General features: G+C 49.8%; 14 protein-coding genes. 1 reads left to right on the top strand and 13 read right to left on the bottom strand.

The genetic code is table 11. The annotated features are described in order from the left end of the window. The 5 genes from ACE3K2_RS17815 to ACE3K2_RS17795 form a co-directional block, all read right to left on the bottom strand. A partial coding sequence (locus ACE3K2_RS17815) for an AAA family ATPase (RefSeq protein WP_421892940.1) occupies positions 1–1,803 on the bottom strand: 1,803 nt, incomplete at its 3' end. Beyond that, on the bottom strand, positions 1,800–2,984 hold the full coding sequence (locus tag ACE3K2_RS17810) for an exonuclease SbcCD subunit D (RefSeq protein WP_421892937.1): 1,185 nt from the start codon (positions 2,982–2,984) through the stop codon (positions 1,800–1,802). The genes ACE3K2_RS17810 and ACE3K2_RS17815, both read right to left, overlap by 4 nt. A gap of 75 nt (positions 2,985–3,059) precedes the next feature. Next, complete coding sequence (gene addA, locus ACE3K2_RS17805) at positions 3,060–7,478, bottom strand: helicase-exonuclease AddAB subunit AddA (RefSeq protein ID WP_421892934.1); 4,419 nt, start codon at positions 7,476–7,478, stop codon at positions 3,060–3,062. Beyond that, positions 7,475–10,978 (bottom strand): helicase-exonuclease AddAB subunit AddB, encoded by a 3,504-nt coding sequence (addB, locus tag ACE3K2_RS17800; protein ID WP_421892931.1) that lies wholly within the window; start codon positions 10,976–10,978, stop codon positions 7,475–7,477. Before addB ends, addA begins: the two co-directional genes overlap by 4 nt. Positions 10,979–11,203: 225 nt before the next feature. Further along, a complete protein-coding gene (locus ACE3K2_RS17795; RefSeq protein WP_421892929.1) occupies positions 11,204–12,580 on the bottom strand; it encodes a class I SAM-dependent rRNA methyltransferase in 1,377 nt (458 codons plus the stop codon). A 574-nt stretch (positions 12,581–13,154) separates the two neighbouring features. On the opposite strand from ACE3K2_RS17795, the gene ACE3K2_RS17790 reads away from it, so the two are divergent. Next, positions 13,155–14,156: a Na/Pi cotransporter family protein gene (locus ACE3K2_RS17790; protein WP_421892926.1), complete on the top strand. Its 1,002-nt coding sequence runs from the start codon at positions 13,155–13,157 to the stop codon at positions 14,154–14,156. Between the two features lie 56 nt (positions 14,157–14,212). On the opposite strand, the gene ACE3K2_RS17785 is transcribed toward ACE3K2_RS17790, so the two are convergent. From ACE3K2_RS17785 to ACE3K2_RS17750, 8 genes are all read right to left on the bottom strand, one after another. Continuing rightward, positions 14,213–14,647, bottom strand: coding sequence for an NUDIX hydrolase (locus ACE3K2_RS17785; protein WP_421892922.1), 435 nt, complete (start codon positions 14,645–14,647; stop codon positions 14,213–14,215). Positions 14,648–14,760: 113 nt separating this feature from the next. Further along, positions 14,761–16,107 (bottom strand): tRNA (N(6)-L-threonylcarbamoyladenosine(37)-C(2))-methylthiotransferase MtaB, encoded by a 1,347-nt coding sequence (mtaB, locus tag ACE3K2_RS17780; RefSeq protein ID WP_421892920.1) that lies wholly within the window; start codon positions 16,105–16,107, stop codon positions 14,761–14,763. 2 nt (positions 16,108–16,109) lie between these two features. Continuing rightward, positions 16,110–16,874, bottom strand: a complete 765-nt coding sequence (locus tag ACE3K2_RS17775; protein ID WP_421892917.1) for an RsmE family RNA methyltransferase — start codon at positions 16,872–16,874, stop codon at positions 16,110–16,112. Positions 16,875–17,012: 138 nt separating this feature from the next. Next, on the bottom strand, positions 17,013–17,693 hold the full coding sequence (locus tag ACE3K2_RS17770; protein WP_074095894.1) for a site-2 protease family protein: 681 nt from the start codon (positions 17,691–17,693) through the stop codon (positions 17,013–17,015). Positions 17,694–17,696: 3 nt separating this feature from the next. Further along, a complete protein-coding gene (gene prmA / locus ACE3K2_RS17765; protein ID WP_421892914.1) occupies positions 17,697–18,662 on the bottom strand; it encodes a 50S ribosomal protein L11 methyltransferase in 966 nt (321 codons plus the stop codon). Positions 18,663–18,852: 190 nt separating this feature from the next. Next, a complete protein-coding gene (locus ACE3K2_RS17760) occupies positions 18,853–19,245 on the bottom strand; it encodes a hypothetical protein (protein WP_421892911.1) in 393 nt (130 codons plus the stop codon). Next, the gene (locus tag ACE3K2_RS17755) at positions 19,238–19,417 is read right to left on the bottom strand and encodes a YfhD family protein (protein WP_017687220.1); all 180 of its coding nucleotides are present in this window, start codon (positions 19,415–19,417) and stop codon (positions 19,238–19,240) included. The genes ACE3K2_RS17760 and ACE3K2_RS17755 overlap by 8 nt, the downstream gene beginning before the upstream one ends. A 221-nt stretch (positions 19,418–19,638) precedes the next feature. Continuing rightward, complete coding sequence (locus ACE3K2_RS17750) at positions 19,639–20,007, bottom strand: hypothetical protein (RefSeq protein ID WP_017687219.1); 369 nt, start codon at positions 20,005–20,007, stop codon at positions 19,639–19,641. Between the last annotated feature and the right edge of the window lie 116 nt (positions 20,008–20,123).

Below are 20,123 nucleotides of genomic sequence, written 5' to 3'. Positions count from 1 at the left end.
CCCCCCCCCCCCGCCAAGCTGCGTCAGCAGGCTGCGACGTTCGTGCAGCTGCTGGCGCAGCCCAAAGCGCAGCTCCTGCAGCTCCGCGTGCAGGCTGCGCAGCAGTTCCGGGTCCGCATCGCCTGCGTGCGGACCTTCTCCCGGCGGCGCAGCCGGGAGCGGGTGATGCGGCGAGCCGCACACCGGGCATGGCTCGCCATCTTGCAGCTCGGCGCGCAAGGCGGAGGACAGCCGGTGCAGCTCCTGCTCGCGCATCGTGCCACGTAGCTGTTCCTCCGCAAGGGCCAGCAGGCTTTGTTCGCGGCTAATATCCTGCTCACAGGCAAGCAAGGCCTCAAGACCTGCTGACGCCTGTTCTACCAGATGCTGACGCTGATCACTCAGACGTCTTTCTTCCTCAGCCGCTGCCTGCAGCTTGTCGGCTCCCTGTTCTGCCGACTGCCTATAGGCTTGCATGTCAGTTTTGTTTTGTTGCAATTGCTCCGCAGCAGTATCCACACGATGCTTCAGCTCAAGTGCAGCCTGAAGTTGCCTGCGTTCCTCTGACTTCACCTCATTCGGCTTAAGGCTCTCCTGTAGTTCCTCACGCCGTTTGCGCCCGCGCTGATGCAACTCCTTTTCCTTCTCAAGTTGCTGTCCCAGCGCAGTCTGTTCAGCCTGCCCCTGTTCCAGAAGCTGCGCAAGGCGCGAGCAATCGGCTTGAAGCCCGTCCCGTTCCCGTTGCAGCTCTTTCGCTTGTTCAAGTTGTTCCAGGCGCAGCAAAAGTTTCGGTTCTTCCTCAGTGACCTGCACACGTGCCGTCTCGGCCTTCTCCGCTTCCTGAACCGCCAGACGTTCATGTTCCAGTGCTTGCTGATGAGCTGTCTCGGCGGCAATCTGCCGCTGCTTCTGCGTAGCCATAGCATCTCGAACCGTCTGCAACGCAGGCAGTATGGCATCTGCCGCAACGGATTGTTTCAGCCGTTGTTCGCCTGCTTCCACCTGTGGCTCCAGTGCTTTCAGTTTCTGCTGTTCATCTGTACGGGCCTGCCTTTCGTTACTTAACTCACGAATTTTGCCCAGTTGTTCGGCTTCCTTTGCTGCTTCATCCAGCGCTTTGCGGGACAACTCAGACTGCTGAACAGCAGCTTTAAGAAGTCGTTTCGTTTCATCCAGCGTCTCCTTGCTGGCATTGCCAAGCCCCTGTTGCTCCGCAGCAAGAGATTGGTGAACCATATCATTATCCTTGACCCGCCGACTTAATTTGATGGCCAACTGGTCCCCATACTTCTCCAGATGGAATAATCGTTGCAGCATCTGGCGACGCTCGCTGCCTTTGAGTGACAAAAACTCGGCAAACTTCCCTTGAGGAAGCACCACTGCCCGTGTAAAATCATCCATCTTCAAACCGATCACATCTTCAACACAGCGATTAACATCTGCCAATTTGTCGGCAAGTACCTGTTCTTCACCATGGACCGTCTCTATGAATTTGCTGATCGTGTTACTCACCGACACTTCATTATTCCGTTTGAAACGTCGCTCAACCCGGAACCTTCGAGTGCCTTCCGCCGACATCAGTTCAAATGTAAAAGCAACCGACAACGAATCTTCTGCATGATTCATAATCCCTTGTGTGCCGTTCACCGCACGTTCCACTTTTCCGTACATGGCGAGTGTGATGGCATCAAGCAAGGAAGATTTACCACTACCCGTTGGACCAAAAATGCCGAATAGTCCCGTCTCCGTCAGCACGGTAAAATCTATCTCCTGCATCTCGCGATAGCTTTGCAGTCCGGCAACTTTTAATAGAATGGGCTTCATCTTTCCTCGACCTCCTCACGCACACCCGGCTCGTCTTCATCCACAAGTTCCAGGAAAAGCTGTACGAGGCTGTCTTCCGGCTGGGCACCACCCGTCTGACGCTGATAGAATTTGCGGAACAGTTCGTGAACCGGCAGCTCGGAACGTTGCTCCAAAAGTCCTGCTGCAGCCATCTCGGGATACACCGGTCGAATATGAATGATACCCTCATTTGATTTGCGAAGCTGCTGAATCTCCTTCAGGGACATCGCCTCATCCAGCCACACTTCCATGTCGATAAAAGCCTGGGGATCACGTCCCTCGTCCAGCCAGCGATATACTTCTGCCAGACCACCACGAGCCTGCCAACGCACCAGCGGACGCCCGGACGTTAACAAAACTTCCTCTACCTGTGCAGCTCCGCCTGGGGCCAGATCAACCATCGTGACAGACTTGCTCTGTCCAGCTTCCGAGAAGCTGTAAGCGAGAGGAGAACCACTATATCGAATCACACCGTCACCTTTGACAGCCTGTGCACGATGAAGATGCCCAAGCGCCGTGTATTGCGCACCAGTCGATAGAGATGAAGGGTCCACCGTGTAAGCCCCACCGATCTGAATCGGGCGTTCCGAATCACTCTCAAGTCCGCCAAGCACATAGATATGACTCATGGCCAAGTTCACGGTATCCGGGCGGAAAGAAGCTGCCAGCCGCTGCATTAACATACCCACCCGTTGACTGTATGCCTGACGGAGCACATTTTCATCCCCATCCGTTGTCAGCAATTCATTCAATCTGGCTTCAGAAGGATAAGGTAATGCGGCAATCTGTCCAGTCTCTCCGGTCCGCTTTGCATGGATGGTCACTGCTTCTGAAGTAGGCATACCTACGAGTGTAATGCCCTGCCTGTTCACAAGTGGAGTGACAGAAGCTACACGCTCCGGCTGATCATGATTTCCTGCAATCACCACAAGAGGTCTTCCATTTGCTGTCAAACGCGCTGCCGCCTCGTAAAAAAGCTGCTCCGCTGCTGCGGGAGGATTCACCGAATCATACACATCCCCGGCCATCAATATGGCATCCGCCTGCTGCTCATCCGCCAGTCTGACGAGTTCATCCACGAAATCTTCCTGTTCACGCAGTCGGCTTCGTCCCTCCAGCGTTTTTCCCAAATGCCAGTCCCCTGTATGCAAAATACGCATCGTCCGTTCCACCCCTCTCCCATATGAAATCCATGGATTTGAATTCCGATCCAATTCGTTTAAAATTTCAGTCTTTTATAATTTCACTGCATGTCCACCATCAAAAAAGTACAGCCATTTCCGGTCCACTTTCCGACCTAATATATCTTCGATAGCCCGTCCATACAGATCCAACTGGAAGCGATAATTTTTGGTGAGTTCATCCAAACCACCACGATGCTCCAACACCCGGTCCGTCTTGTAATCGAGCAGGACAAGCTCACCATCAACCTCATACAGACAATCGATAATCCCCTGTACAAGCACGGTTTCATTTTCAATGGATGCTTGCATTTTGCTATCTTCATTTATCTTAAACATATCTGAGTTCGCTGCCCGATCATGTAACCACTCCGCAGGGGACTGATGTGCCGGAAGTCCATACACAAACGGAATCTCCCGTTTCACCCACGCTGCACGCAACAGCTCTTTCCCTGGTTCTGTATCAAAAAATCCGACCAGCTCTTCCGGTTCGATCACCTCCGTGTGATGGGACAGCAAAATCTGGAGCTCCACCAGTCGCTGAATGGTCTGCTCAACAAGCTGTGAATCAATGGCCGATCCATCTATAGGAAGATGCTGCATCAACGTATGATACACGTTCCCCCGTTCTGCTCCTGTCAGTTGGTTCTCTCCCATAAATTTGGGACGACGCAGATGCAATTTGAAAGATGTACTCGCAGACCCCACATCCAAAACGTTCACCATACCGTTTGAATCTGACCCTGATCCAGTCTCATGCTCGTTCAACTCACCGGATAAGCCGCGTAGTGCCTGGCCTGATTCATCTTTGGTGTAATTGATTCCTGACGTGTTGTGATCCAATAATGTCTCGGATTGTTCTCCCAGTTCCTCCATCACCTCTACGGACTGCATATCCTGCATCGCAAGTAACGTTTTCAACTCCGTGACAGATGTACTGGCTGCCACCTGAGTTGCTGCTTCATAGGGATATGTCCACGAAAGCCGTTGATCAACTTCACGAATTAGGCGTGTCTCCTCTTGTTGAAGGGCTACTGTATCTGTACCTGCATCTTCAATGTTTTGGTTAGCCGTATCTTGTGCACTCTTCGTCAGCTCTTCTACAGTTGAGGATGGAAGCAACCTCACAGGCTGAACCGCCTGTAGTGCAGCAATTCGTTCTTTCCGCACCTCAGTCATCCCGTCTTCTTGTCCGAGTGTCTGATCCACCACATGATCACGGGATACCTGATCGGCGGAAATAATAGAAATCGTCCAACGTGATTGATCATCTGCAAGACAGGCTGAGAACGAATCATTGCTTCCAGCAAGTTCACGCAGCACAGCCGCATCTGGATGTCTCATCAGGGATGGCCCAATCCAGTCCAGGTAGCTCCGTCCTGCAGCAAGCAGATAGTCTGGCAATGCCAATTCAGGGCTGTCCTTGACCTGAGACCACGCGAGCGCTTTTTTCGCCGCATCTTTTACGGTACCCAGCAGAATCATTTTCTCTTTGGGACGGGTCAGCGCAACATACAACACACGCATCTCTTCAGCAAGCAGTTCAAATTGCGCACGACGACGAATCGCCAGATTGGCTAATGTAGGATAGGCAACCCGGTTCTCACGATCCACAAACCTCGGACCAAATCCCAGTTCCTTATGCATGAGAAACGGTGCGTTCAGATCCTGCTGATTAAACATCTTGGATATGCCACCGACAAAGACAATCGGAAACTCCAAACCTTTACTCCGGTGAATCGTCATGATACGTACGGCGTTGTCCTGCTCACCAGAACCACCTGCTACAGTCCCGAGGTCTCCCCCGTTTTCCCGCAATCTTGAAACATACGTCAGGAAACGGAACAAGCCGCGATTGGCAGTTGATTCCTCATATTGTCGTGCGCGATCGTACAATGCCTTAAGATTACTTTGACGTTGCAGTCCTCCGGGAAGACCCCCAACCCAGTCCAAATACCCGGTTTCCCGATACATACGCCAGATCAGTTCACTTAGACTGCCTTGTCTTGCCTCAAGTCTCCACTGCTTCAATTGACGCATAAAACGAATTAACTTTTGCTGCAACTCGGAGCCTGAAATCTCCGTAACGTCCATACCCTCACCTGGATGTCCAGTAAAATCAGCATCTTGAATGCCATCTGTATTCACATCGAATTCATATCCACCATCCAGGATCTCTGCCTCGACAGAAGCTGCTGTCTCCCGCTGTCCCTGTTCCATCTCTGACCAGGTTTCCGGCCACTGCAGCTGGACGATATTGGAATCAGGATGATTCTCCTGCCCGGATTGTTGTACGGCATTAGTGGAGGAATTGGCCCATTCTCCAGCAGCTGTTATCACTGCATCGTAGAAAGACTGTCTTTTGTCACCTAGCCGAATCTGTGCCAGTTCTTCTTCATCCAGTCCGACAATCGGGGAACGAAGTACGGAAGCAAGCGGAATATCCTGCCTTGGATTATCAACAAGCTGTAGCAAAGACATCATGATTTCCACTTCCGTAGCCTGGAAGTAACCCTTGCTCTGTTCTCCTCCAGCAGGAATTCCCTGCTGTCTGAATTCCTCAATCATGAGCGGAGCCCACATCAAGGTTGAACGGAGCAAGATGACCATGTCACCGTATCGTGCCGGGCGCATCGTTTGCAGGGCTTTGTCGTATACGTGGAGGGCAGGTTTGTCCGTATCTCCAACCATTTCACGAATACGCCTTGCAATCGCCCGTGCTTCCAACTGGGCTGTCTCAAGTTCGGCACTCTCCAGTTCTGCGGAGACCGCTGCATCCCCGTTCTCATCCGTACTCTCTGTCAGATCAGGACCACCGCCCTGACGATCGATCAACATGACTTCAGGTGTATACGCCTCATCACCAAGCGTTTCTGACGGGAATGTAGCCCCATACGCCAGTTGAGCTCGTTCATCATAAGCAATCTCTGCCACACCTTCGTTCATAAGTTGCCGGAATATCATATTGACCGAATGTACAACTTCCGCACGACTGCGGAAATTCCGCGCAAGATCAATACGTTGACCTGTACCACTCAGATGATTTCCCACCATTCCGTCCTCACGTGTGCTGGATCCATATTGGCGATACTTGTTCATAAACAGACCTGGCTCAGCCAACCGGAAACGATAGATACTCTGTTTGACATCACCTACCATGAATCGGTTACCCGGGTTTTCCCTGGAGATCAGTTTCACGATATCTTCCTGAACCGTATTGGTATCCTGATATTCGTCAAGCAACACTTCATCGAATCGCGAACGGTATTCCATAGCCGCATCGGAAGGCATCGACAGTTCAGGCGTTGAATCCTCATGTCGCAAAATGTGAAGGCAATAATGCTCCAGATCACTGAAGTCAACTTGCCCACGTTCCTGTTTGGCCTGCCGATAACGTTCACCAAATGTACTAACCAACCTCGACAACTCCTGCATAAGTGGTGCCGCCTGCTCCAGCTCCTGCCAGAACGAAAACGCACTTCTTCCAAACAGTGAGCCTTTCAGATCGGTAACTGCTTTTTTCGCAGCCTCACGGAGTTCCTTCACCTGATCCTGTAAAGCCGGATCCGTTTGATCCTTTTTGCAGGGTTTCAGTTTGCCAAATACAGCGGGTTGAAAAACTTCAGGCAACCTCTCCCATGGCATAACCTGGACCGCAGACAGCAGCTCTTCCACCATCACCAGATCTTCTTTTAACGTATCTGCATAAGGTGCCGGGCCTTCAGGCTGCATGGAAATATGAATCCCTTGACGAAGCAGTCCTGCTGCACCACTTAGAGCAAGAGCCGCATCACGCAAAATACTCTGGACCCAAGCTGAATGTCCCAGTTCCTCCACACTTTCCACCTGAAAAGCGGATGCCATCTCTGAGAGCCAATGATCCGGCCAGGAATGACTGCGGGAGAAATCATACAACCGTTGTACCAGTCGATGCATCGCATCATCGTTTCGCTCTCCACTGAACCAGTCCACCAATTCGCGGAATGTACTCCCTTCATCTTCTTCGCCATACTTTTCCTCAAAGAGTTCTTCGAGCAGTTCCTGCCGCATGATTTCCGCTTCATTTTCATTCAGGATACGGAAAGCCGGGTTCAACGGAATTTGCTGATAGTACCGGCGAATGACTTCCATACAGAATGAATGCAATGTTGTAATGGATGCCCGTCCAAGCAGGGACAGCTGCTTACGCAAATGTTCTTCTCCAGGCTGTTCTTCCAGCGCACGTTCCAGCGCTTCCCGAATCCGTTGTTTCATCTCGGCGGCAGCCGCTTTGGTAAACGTAGCTACAAGCAACCGATCCACACTGAATCCTTGGGAGGGATCTGCGATCTTGCAAATAATACGTTCAACCAATACGGCTGTTTTTCCCGATCCCGCCGCAGCGGCAACCAGAATGTCTTCTCCACTTTCCGAGATCGCACTCCACTGGTCGTCACTCCAGAAGCTTCCTTCCGGTTTGGGCATATTCGTCATGATGTTTCCCCTCCTTTGGTGTGAGATAACATATCCCAGATTTGCTGTTTGCCAGGTTTGGCAAGCATATTGTATTCATTTCCTTCTATATTCTCATCAAATTGACAAACGGACTTATACGGACAAAACGTGCATGCCACTTCCTGCTGAATGCGATAAGGCTCAATGGCCACATCCCCATCCGTAATCCGGGTACCAATCTCACGAATATTACTGCGAACCGAAGCAAGCAGCGTATCCCATTGCTCTGGCGTAGCTACAGCAGCACTGCTATAAAAGCTGCCATCTGCCTTAAGGGCAACCGGAATAATGGCTGAATACCCCTTATCCAGGGTGTTGTCCATTTGCGCGATAGCATCCCGGTCCGCCAGCAGCAAACCTTTCATTTTGAACCGTTTCAGCAGTTCTTGTCCGGCTTGCTCCGATGTCATACCATTTGCAGATTGCAATAGCGGGTTATGCACATGGAAATACAACGTTCCTCCCGGCATCGCCGTTTCCCCAAGCCATTCCTCGGCAGCACTAAGCAGCACCTCCAGATAGGTGAGCATCTGCAATGACAGACCATAATACACTTCATGAAGCTTGAGGTCCGTCTGGCTTGATTTATAGTCAATTACACGAAGGAGCAGACCATTCTCTCCTTCTGCCACATCCACACGGTCAATCCGACCCACAATTTCCATCACACAGCCGTTCTCCAGTTCAAAACGAAGTGGGGGCAGCGTTTTATCCGGTCCAAAATCAAGCTCCAACCCAATCGGTTCAAAACTTCCACGTCTGGACTGTTCCCCAAGAATAACGGATGCCCGGCTAACAATGTCCTTCAATTTGCGGAAAATATAACCGTATCGCTTGGTGCTTAGCAAAATCTCCCCTTGCAGCTGTGGTGCAATCTGCTCCACCGTTTGCTCGGCTTCCTTGCGGCATTGGTCAGGGGTCAAGCTGCCCCAACTACGATTTTCTTCACGCAACCGCATAGCCAGCTGGCTCAGTGCAGCATGAAACAGTTGTCCGATATCAGGAGCCTGAAGGCGGTACAATTGCCGTTCTTTGAGACGCAGCCCGTGCGAAGCAAAATGGGAGAACGGACAAGCTACGAACCGCTCCATTCGCGAAACACTCGTCCTCACCTCTGTGCCGTACAATCTGCGACTGGTGGCTGTCCGTAGTGGCAATGCCCGATTACGATAAAAGATCGATCCCAGTAACCGCTCCAGCTGAGGTCTGCTTGTCTCCCGAGATACATGCCAATTGTAGACCGCCCACCACATTTCAGGGATGTCTTCTCCGCGTCGCCATTTGCGCAATTGTCCAATCAGCGCAGACAGACTCTGACCTGGATGGGTGACATAGGACCAATGCACTTCTTCCGAGTTCACAACCGGTGGTTGAGCGAGCAATGGCTGTTCTTGCAGACCAAACATTTTCCGTACATGGCGGACAATCTCGGAAGGATGCAGTGCTTTTCCCTCATCATCAGCAACCGGGTAACTCAGCCACAACTGGCTGCTTGCCGCTGTAAGTGCCGTATAGATCAGAAAACGTTCATCCAGCATTTGCCTCGTTGCACCCGGTCCAAGCGCCACGCCTCGTTCCGTCAGTAACGCTCTCTCCAGTTCCGTTAATACACCATCATCCTGAGGTACGGCGGGCAATTCACCATCAACTGCACCCAGGATAAATACGTATTTGATGTCTTGAAGACGTGTACGGTCCATGGAACCAACCAAAACCTGATCCAGTGCTGGCGGTACCAGACCCAGCTTCAGTTCCGTCAATCCGGTCTCAATCATTCCGGCAAACAGCGTGATATCCAGCCGTTCATTGCCCATCATATCGACCATCTGATCCAATAGATCCAGCACAGCTCCCCACATCTGCCGATGTTCTCTCGATCGTTCGGGGTCACCTTGCGCCTTAGCTTCAGCAGACATATGTTCCAACTTCCATGGGACTTCAGCCTCTTCCAGCAATCTGTACAGTGCCTCGCATTGGGCTTTGGCTGTCTTTGCCTTTTTCATCCGTTTCTCAAACGCACCCATGGAATCTGTAATGACCGCTCGACAACGCTCCATTAAAGAAAGCATTTGGTCCCGTCCTCGACTACGTCCATCCTGACCATTGTCTTCAAGCGACAGGCTGGGTACATATTTCCACGGTTTGCCGTCAGTCCAGCGATATCCATGAATACCACAAGCCAGGACATAATTCTCAAGCTGGTCCATATCTTCACGGGTGATGGAACCATCACGCGGAAGCAGCAGATCCGTTTTGACACACCGAAATACATCCTCGTAACGCCAGTGGCGACGAACAATATCCAATGTGGAACGGATAAACTCGGATAATGGATGATGCAGTTCATTTCTTCTGCGGTCCAAAAAGACAGGTACACCATAATCCCTGAATAGCGGTTCGGCTATATCAGCGTAAGTATCCAACTGGCGGACAAGTACCGCCATATCCCGATAACGTGCACCTTCGTCTTGCGCCAGGCGCCGCATCTCACGCAGTGCTCCCTCCATCTCAGCTCGTCGGTTCTCCGCAGCAATCAGACGAATTCCGGAATCAAGACCCTCACCTTTCCACCGGATTCGGCGGTCGAACCCAGCCTCCAGATGAGCAAGTCCCGGACGATCCTTGTATCTCGGTGGAATCTCTGAATCCAGCACGGTGATATCACTCGGTACACCCAGCTCTTCAGCCATCCCTTTGAGACGCGCATAGGCACTCGCCGTAGGATAGAACAGTTCCAGTTCTCCAGGCAGCGCTCCATGATCATAAGGACGATCCAAGGTCAGTGCAATCGTCACGGAAGACGACTGCAACATCAGCCGGCCGATCACACTCATCTCCTGTGGTGTGAATCCCTGAAAACCATCAATCCAGATCTGGGCATCCTGCAGCAATGTACTTTCCGACAAACGCTCTGTCAGTTCGGTCAACGTGTCTTCATCATCAATATATAGATTGGTTAGTTCCTGTTCATAGTCACGATATATCAGATTCAAGTCATGCAGCTTGTCCTCCAGAATTGGCGAAGAGGATGAGATATTCCATCCAGATAGTCCTTCTTCCAGCAATGATGGATCAACCTCATAACGTTTAAATTCACTATATAAGTCATTTAATTCACCTATAAAACCCAGCTGGCTGCCGGATGCACCAAACAGCTTCAATTCTTCCTTGCGGCGCTGGATGACTTTGTAGAGCAGCATCTTTTTGCCTTCGGCTCCGATTGGAATACGAGCAGAACCGCCTGCTTCCTGCATGATCCGATAGGCTAAACGGCGAAAGCCGAGCACTTCTGCACGCATGGTACCTTTGATTGCTCCAGAAGACACCAATGCCTGCTCTGTTCGAAAAGAGCTTTGTTCGGGAACAAGTAAAATTAAAGGTTTACCTTGCGGTTCCTTTTGAAGCAAAGATGTAATTTCCCGGGTAATCAGCGAGCTTTTACCGCTGCCTGCCCGGCCAATAACAAAACGAACGGACATGTCTAATCCTCCAAACCACACGTTCAAGATTTTAATTCCCAGTATACCATATCTGACTTGGTTCGGAACATACGTTTGCCACTATCCGGTAAAATCGGAGATCATCTCCGTTAACACAGCAAAAAGCCCGCAGCTTTTCACACTGTGGACTATTGACCGAAAGTATCATTAATATAAAATTTCACTTTATCTCACAAGAGATTGAAAAAGTGAAATTAGACTCTTCTAATTCTTTTTACTGCGCACTTCGAAAATAGCAAATTTCAGGTAATGTCCTTCATCCACGCCCAAAATTTGCGGGTGGTCCTTACCGGCTGCCTTCCAGTCAATCAAACGAAGCACTTTGCCTGCATCTTCCGCTGCATCGGCAATCGTATCCAGGAAGAGGTCTGGACGCATGTGATACGAACAGCTGGCTGTCACCAAATATCCGCCCTCATTAACCAGTTTCATTCCTTGCAGGTTAATATCCTTATAGCCACGGCATGCACCTTTGACTGCTGATTTTGTTTTGGCAAACGCCGGGGGATCGAGGATCACGACATCAAATGTTTTACCACCAGCTGCAAGCGCTTTGGATGTATCCACTTTTTGTTCGCCAGCACGCGCACGTGCAGTCCGTTCATCCAGTCCTTTCACTTGTTCACGCAAATACTGGAATGCATCAGCAACTACGAATTCGACCCGGTCGGTAAAACCGTTCAGTTCCACATTTGTTCGCGCACTTTCAATGGCATGTTCCGAAATATCAAGACAAGTCACTTTCTTGGCTCCATACTTGCAGGCATTCAACGTGAAGCTGCCTGTGTGTGAGAAACACTCCAGTACAGTGGCACCATCCCAATACGGGAATGTAACGACATTACCGCTTTTATTCACAGGCAAGAGCTGCTCTGTGCCATCCTGCTCGGTCGTTTGGAGTGTGATTCCACTCTTGTAACCCCAACCTTTCATGAGCGGTTCGATCGCTGCACGGTTCTCACGTTGGTCGAAGAAGTAACCTGTCTTCTGGCCTTCCACGATGTCCACTTTAATGAGCAGTCCATTCTCGGTAACAGTGACATGTCGCGGGCATTCTCCGTACAATGGACCTTTGGTCTGCTCCAAACCTTCCAGTTCACGAATCGAGACATCACTGCGCTCATATATGCCTTCAGGCTGCATCACTTCAATGAGTGCCTGTACGATGGCTTCACGGCAACGATCCATGCCAAGTGTAAGCAACTGTACAACGAGGATGCTGCCAAATCGGTCAACAATTAATCCTGGCAGAAAATCAGCTTCGCCATAAACGAGACGGTACGCCTCTCCATCCTGGATAAAACGTTCCCGATGACGCAGGCAATCGCGGAAACGCGCTGCAAAGAATGCCGTATCCATCTGTTCGGACTCCAAGGGTTGATAAGCTACAACCCTTACCGTGATCTGAGATGCGGGATTGTAATACCCTGTCGCCAGATAGCGACCTTGATGATTCAATACATTGACCAGATCTCCCGGCTCCGGGTTTCCGTCAACCGAGGCAATTTCATTGTTAAATATCCATGGATGTGCATGTTCAAGCCGCTTTTTGCGACTGCGTTCGAGTGTAACTGATGGCAAGGTAGATCCACTTCTTTCATAGTTAGTTGAAAAGATAGGTTTGGTGCGGCGCGTAGGTGGCGTTCCGGTTACGAATCGATCTTCCGATCGCTGTTGTCTCCAGATTTTTTTGATTCCCTTTCTTTAAAAGGGAAAATCCGGAGACAAAGGCGCACGCTTCGCTTCTTCAGATTCGATTTCGTTCCCTCCACTACGCTTGCACGAAACACCGTATCTTTTGAATTGGGGTGCGGCAATTAGGTGGCGTTTCGGTTACGAATCGATCTTCCGATCGCTGTTGTCTCCAGATTTTTTTGATTCCCTTTCTTTAAAGGGAAAATCCGGAGACAGCATATGCTTCCGATGTAGCTTTCTTTCAGAAAGCTTTTAGGCGCACGCTTCGCTTCTTCAGATTCGATTTCGTCCCCTCCACTACGTTTGCACGAAGCACCGTATCTTTCGAATTGGGGTGCGGTAGTTAAGATACTTGAATTGAGGGAGGCTGGCTTCCTCTGAATTCCTTTAGGCTTGTCATGGTTGTCTCTATTTACTCATAGGATGAGGTAAGGAACCGGACGGAAGGAATGATGTTTCTATGTTTAGAGATGTGATATTGCCCCTGCTCTATGGGCTTATTATCTTTTTTGGTGGCATGAAGCTGATGGAGACGGCCTTGCAGCGTATGGCTGGGCCCATGTTGGCAGGTTGGCTCAATCGCGCAACATCTGCTCCATGGAAAGGCATGGCCTTCAGTGCAGGTGCAACGGCCCTGTTACAGAGCAGTACTGCGGTCACCGTACTCACCATTGGACTGGCGAATGCCAGGTTAATTACCTATGGACGTACACTCGGCATCATCCTCGGTACCAACATCGGGACATGTCTGACGACGGAGCTGGTGGGACTGCAGATCGGACGTGCTTCCCTACCATTGCTTGTCCTGTCGCTGACGGGCTGGGCCATGTTTGTTGTACTTGGTGAACGTAATCTGGCCGCTCCTGAGCGGACGCGCCGGACTCTGTTTAACATCCAGTACAGCTTCCTCTCAGCTGCGGGATTTGCACTTGTTATGACAGGCATTCAGGTGATGCAATCCATTGCCTTACCCTTGCGGAGCATGGGCGTATTTCAATGGTTTCTCGACCGTTCGGCGGACAGCCTGTGGTGGGGCTTCCTGGCAGGCGCCTGTCTGACAGCGCTCATTCACAGCAGCGCCGCTGTCATTAGCATGGCGATTACGCTCGCAGCCACAGGGGTATTGCCTGTGGAGATCGGCATCGCCATCGTGATCGGGTCCAACGTGGGGACCTGTATCACCGCTGTAATTGCTGCCGCGGGCGGAGCATCCGCAGGCAAATTTGTCGCAGCCTCCCATGTGGTATTAAACATTGCGGGAGCGCTGCTGTTTATGCCGCTGATCGGCCAGCTGCATGCAGCTTCGGCTTGGCTGTCAGCGGACAACGGGGCACAGATTGCGCATGCCCAGACCCTTTTTAACATCACCAGTTCACTACTTGCTTTGCCATTCTGTTACTTGCCAATCTGGCACAAAAAACCACCGGTTCACGCCCCCGCGGCGAAGTCACCCGTGGCTTGATGATTACCTATCCAGACCCATAGAACACACGGTTAACTGACCAGGACTATACTGCGTTATACGTTAATGCCTAACTTGTTCAGGGCTACACGCAAGATATCATCGTTATTATCATATCCGCTCTGCTGCTGTCTGGACCATGCTTCTTCCGGAGCATACCAATCCACACCCTTGATTTCTTCAATCTGAGGCTGCAGATCTCCACTCTTGGCTTCAACGAGATAATAATGAACTTCCTTGTCCACCGGGCCAAAATCTGCATGTTGGTACGTATAAGCAATGATATCAACGGGCTCTACAATGCGGCCCACCATACCTGTCTCTTCCAAGATCTCGCGCAGTGCCGTCTGTTCGATTGTTTCTCCATCTTCCATTTTGCCCTTGGCGAGAGTTGTTTTACCATAACGATCTACGATAAGCTGAATTTGAAGATGTCCGTCTTCCCCTGTTCTATAAACAACTCCGCCTGCTGAAATTTCTTTTTTGTTCATCGTGCTCTCCCCCATCGACTTCAATATCTTTATCTTATTTTTTGCAAAAGAAGGACCTCATCTCCCCGGGTAAGCTCCCCAAGGAAATGAAATCCTTGTTTCTGTCGCCTCGATCACATCGCGGCGGACTTCAGATTCTCTTCCAACACACGTACCAGTGTAGCCTGACTCTCGTTGACACCAGCTTCAATCACTTTAACTCGGCACACTTTACCGACCATATCCATGGTTCCGTCAAAGACCAGTTGAATGTAGTTGTCGCTATAACCGTGCAGCTTGCCGCTTCCCTCGCGGCCCTTCGCTTCACCTTCGGGAATAACATCCAGTACCTGTCCGACAAACTGCTCAGCGTACTCCAGCTGCATCTGCTCAGACAATTCAATCAGTTCATGCACACGTGCATTTTTGACCTCTTCGTCCACCTGATCTTCCATTCGCGCTGCTGGCGTACCTGTACGCTTGGAATAAGGGAATACGTGCATTTCGGAAAAACCGATCTTCCGCATCAATTCATACCCATTACGATACATCTCATCGGTCTCACCCGGAAACCCAACAATAATGTCTGTCGTAATCGCAACATCCGGCATCGCTTCCCGAATGCGAAGCATCTTATTGTAGAACTCTTCTGTCGTATATTTGCGGCGCATGCGTTTCAACACCGTATCATCCCCCGCTTGCAGCGGAATATGGAAGTGACGAACGAGCTTGTTCGAACGTTGGATTACGTCGAGCATGCGGTCATCGATCTGGCTGGCTTCAATCGAGCTGATTCGAATACGCTCCAAGCCCTCTACCTTGTCCAGGTCCCACAGCAGATCGGTCAGATCGTAATTTTCCATGTCATCGCCATACCCACCTGTATGAATACCAGTCAGAACAATCTCCTTGTATCCGGCGTGTACGAGTTGATGCGCCTGTTGAATAATGCTGTTCGCCTCACGGCTGCGTGAGAGACCACGAGACCACGGAATAATGCAGAATGTACAGAAGTTATTGCAACCATCCTGAATCTTCAGGAATGCGCGGGTACGGTCAGCAAAATCCGGTACGTCCATTTCTTCAAATACACGGGTCTTCATAATATTACGCACCGCGTTAACGGGTTGACGGGACTCCTGAATTTCATGAACATATGGCAAAATCTTGTCACGGTCCTGTGTACCGATAACCAGATCCACCCCAGGAATGTCCAGAATCTCTGCCGGAGAAGTCTGCGCATAGCAGCCTGTAACAGCCACGATCGCCTCCGGGTTGCGCCGAATGGCACGACGAATAATTTGACGGCTCTTTTTGTCGCCGGTATTGGTTACTGTACAAGTATTAATCAAATATACATCCGCTGTCTGTTCATCAAAGTCCACTTGATCGTAACCTTCGTTTTTGAACAATTGCCAAATCGCCTCTGTATCATAGAAATTAACTTTGCAGCCTAAGGTGTAAAACGCCACGGATGGCATAATTACATTCCTCCCATTTCTCCGGATTCATATAACACGCAAGTTAGTGCTGCCATTCCAGCTGTCTCAGCACGCAAAATGCGTTTGCCCAGTCCAACGGATACAGCACCTGCCTGATCAGCCTCTGCCGTCTCCTTCTCAGAAAATCCACCTTCCGGTCCAACAACAATCAGTACTTCTGCACTTGCATCAGGTGCAAGCTGCTCAACAAACGGTTTCAGTGCATCTCTCAGCTGTTTACCGTTTTCTTTCTCATAACAATAACATACCAGGTTATAGCCCTCAAAAGAAGATAACAGCCCTTTCCAGGAAAGCGGCTGCTCGACAGACGGAATACGATTCCGGTGACTCTGTTCAGCAGCTTCCTTGGCGATTTTCCGCCAACGCTCCAACCGTTTGCCTTCTTTCTTGGCATCGTATTGCACAATCGTACGTTCTGACAGGAAGGGTATAAATGATACCGCCCCAATCTCAGTACATCTCTGGATAACTGTTTCCATCTTGTCGCCCTTGGGCAAACTCTGGGCCACAGTTACACGAATCCGTGCTTCATGGTCCATAATTAGGGGCTCTACAATATTGGCTGTCACTTGACCCGCTTCAATGGTCTCAATTTCCACGAGTGCTTCTCTGGAGTTTCCGTCACTGACAATCAGTTTATCTCCAGGTTTACCACGCATGACCTTGCCGATATGGCGTGCATCATCACCTGTGATGATCACAGCGTGTTCATTAAACTGCTCTGCAGATACAAAATATCGCTGCATTAGTCAATCCACCCATTCTGTCCTGTTATGACTGGAATTCACCCCGCCTAATGACAGGCGTGAATCCAATCGCCACAGATGATCATACAACTTTTACGTGTTTCTGACCAGTATTCCGGTCCAATACCAGATGCGCTTTTAGCGATATAATTCAATTACCAGTTTTGCCAGATCCACATACATCGTTTGCGCAAACTCATACAAAGGTTGAATCGTCACATTTTGCAACGGAGGTATAACAAGAATCAATAAGAAGATAAAAATGGACCATTGCTCCACCCCTTGCAGCTTGCGGCTGATTGAAGGTGGCACTACATCTTCCAGAATCCGATAACCATCAAGCGGGGGCAACGGAATCAAGTTAAACAGGAACAGGAAAAAGTTGGTTAAGTTAAAAATAGCGAAGAACGTTGTGATTGCTGTCAGCAACCGTTCATTATCTATACCGCCGAGTGCTCCCGAACCAACCAGTGAAGCATAGATAATTGTACCGATAATCGCGAGCAACAGATTGCTCAGAGGCCCTGCTGCGGATACGATGATGCCCATCAATCTCGGCTTGTCGAAATTAGCCCGATTAACCGGGACCGGACGTGCCCAACCAAAGCCGGCAATAATGAGCAACAGCACACCAAACAAGTCAAAGTGTACAACCGGATTCAGCGTAACCCGACCCAACAGCTTGGCTGTCGGATCACCGAATTTGTTGGCAAAATACGCATGCGAGAATTCATGCACCGTAAATGCGATCAGGATCGTCAGCAAGAAAAACGGAAGCTGATCGATCGGATAACGAAAGAACGAATTCCAAAAGTCCATACGTTACCCCTTTCTGGCTACATACGCAAGCCAATCCTCATCACGATGGATCGCACTCACTTCAAACCCGGAGGCTACCAGTGCATCATGGACAACCTGCTCTTTGTTCTTCCAAATGCCTGATACAATATAGGTCCCACCAGACTCAAGCGCATTATAGACATCGTCTACGAACAACAAAATGATTTCAGCCAGAATGTTCGCGACGACAACCTTAACCGGTAGTTGTACACCAAGTGCAGGGTCCTCACTCCCGAGGACAGATAACAGATCACTCTCTTTAACCGTAATTTGTTGCTCCAGCCCATTCAGTTCCACATTCTCCCTGGCACTGATTACCGCAACCGGATCAAGATCAAGCGCCAGTACATGTTTTGCCCCAAGCTTAATCGCGCCTATAGCCAAAATACCCGAACCTGTACCTACGTCAATGACTTCCTCGCCGCCCTGAATAACCGTTTCCAGTGTGCGCAAGCAGAGGGAGGTCGTTGGATGTGTTCCTGTACCAAAAGCCATGCCTGGGTCAAGCTCAATAATTTTCTCATCCGGACTTTCTGGCGTATACTCTTCCCACGTTGGTTTAATGGTCAGACGCTCCGATACACGTACTGGCTTGAAATATTGCTTCCAGGCTGTTGCCCAGTCATTTTCATCCACTGTACGTGTCTCATAACGAACCTCACCTGTATCAATTCCGAATTCAGAGAGTTCCTCAATTCTGGGATGAACTTCTGACTGCAATGCAACCATATCTGTACCTTCGGAGAAGTACCCTTTGATGACCGCGAACCCTTCCGGAATATCATTCAAAGGAACGTCGTATAACTCACCATAGGTGGTGTCCCGTTTTTTATTTAAAGTACCGGACTCTTCGATCGAAACCCCTCCAGCACCCGCTTCATGTAAAAAATTTGAAATCATCTCCACAGCTTCTTCTGTGGTATGTATTGTTAGTTCATGCCATAACATACTTGGTTTTTCCTCCTCATTTTTCAAACATCCCAACTATTGTACTACACAAGCGAGTCCGAGTACAAAGCTGCATCAGTAAAAGAAAAACAAAACAGGATATCCGCAGCCTGACTGCTCGAATATCCTGTCATCTATTCATACATATCAGTTTCATTTACTTCAACATTTTGCATAATTTGAATCCCACTTAGCAAAAACGTCCACCATTCTGTGTGATCATCTCAGCGGCTTGCGGGAGCGAATCGTTGGATACGGACACGGTCAGCAAAATTTCTTGTTTTAGCCTGTTTTCCGAATCCTCTTCGGGTGTATCATACACCTGACCATTGGACAACATTTCCGTTTCATCACTAATCAGGGCAAGTACATTCAGTTCTCCACTAAATCCTCCAACGACGGCTGTAGGGGAATTATCGAAGCCCTTAACATCGTTTGAATCCAATGCAGACGCTTCATTGCCCAGGCTCTCAATACTCAATTGGTTCGGGTGCAACAACTCCAGGGCTCTGCGTGCAGATTCCGCCTCAGTCCAGCTTGTAAAAACAGCTTCGAGGGTCACTGCCGAGCGATCTTCAGTCATGAAGCTCCCGTCCCTGACGTCGATCAGCCGCTTCACTGCGGCGTAATGCTTCTATATCTTCATGATCCGCAGCTTCAGCGCTGAATTCCACGTCCTCATTTTTCGCGGATTGCATGCGTTTCATCTTTTCCGTTTTGGTTAGAATCTTGCCTGGACGTTCATGTTCTGCCATTGTAATGCTCCTCCTTCAAATTAAAATGAACTAATATTTGTTACACTGTAAGACTCCGATTGTAGTCCCATCCTCCGATCGCTGTTATCCCCAGATTTCTTCAACTCCCTCCTTAAAGGGAGAAATCCGGGGATAAAGGCGCACGCTTCGCTTCTTCAGATTGGTTCTACACTCTCCGTTAAAGTGTAATTATCTGTCCATCTTATATATATTTCTTAAAACTAGATCATTCCACCGGCTTGTTCGATAATAGACATCGCGCGGTGATGTACCGATTCATCTACGATGACAGTGAGTAATACATCCCTTCCTGTAGGCCCACCTTGCCCACCATCACTCATACCGCTTGCAGAAGGGTCCGCCGCAGCCATGATTCCAGCACTGGCATTCGTTTGCATTGAATCGGGCACCCACGATGAAAAACTGCCGGAAACGCCCGGCTTGTAGGAAGCCCCGCTTGGTCCTACACCCGCATATCGGCTGAATCGATTAATGGACAGGTCCTCCACTCGCAATGCCTCCAGTTTTTTGGCTGCCCCCTGGGCCTGCTCCGGGCTGTGAAAGTACGCCAAAATATTTTTCTCGGTCATTCGCTTCACCTGCTTCCCTAATTTCTCGCATATCAGCTATGCATATCATTCTCGCCATGCTATCTTTCCGCAAGTTCGCTCAGAATATACCGAAATGCTCCCACAAATTGCTTTCG

It is taken from the genome of Paenibacillus sp. (assembly GCF_048976745.1).
Classification (GTDB): Bacteria; Bacillota; Bacilli; order Paenibacillales; family Paenibacillaceae; genus Paenibacillus.
The sequence above is the reverse complement of the archived record's forward strand: the minus strand, read 5'-3'. Positions and strand labels throughout refer to the sequence as shown.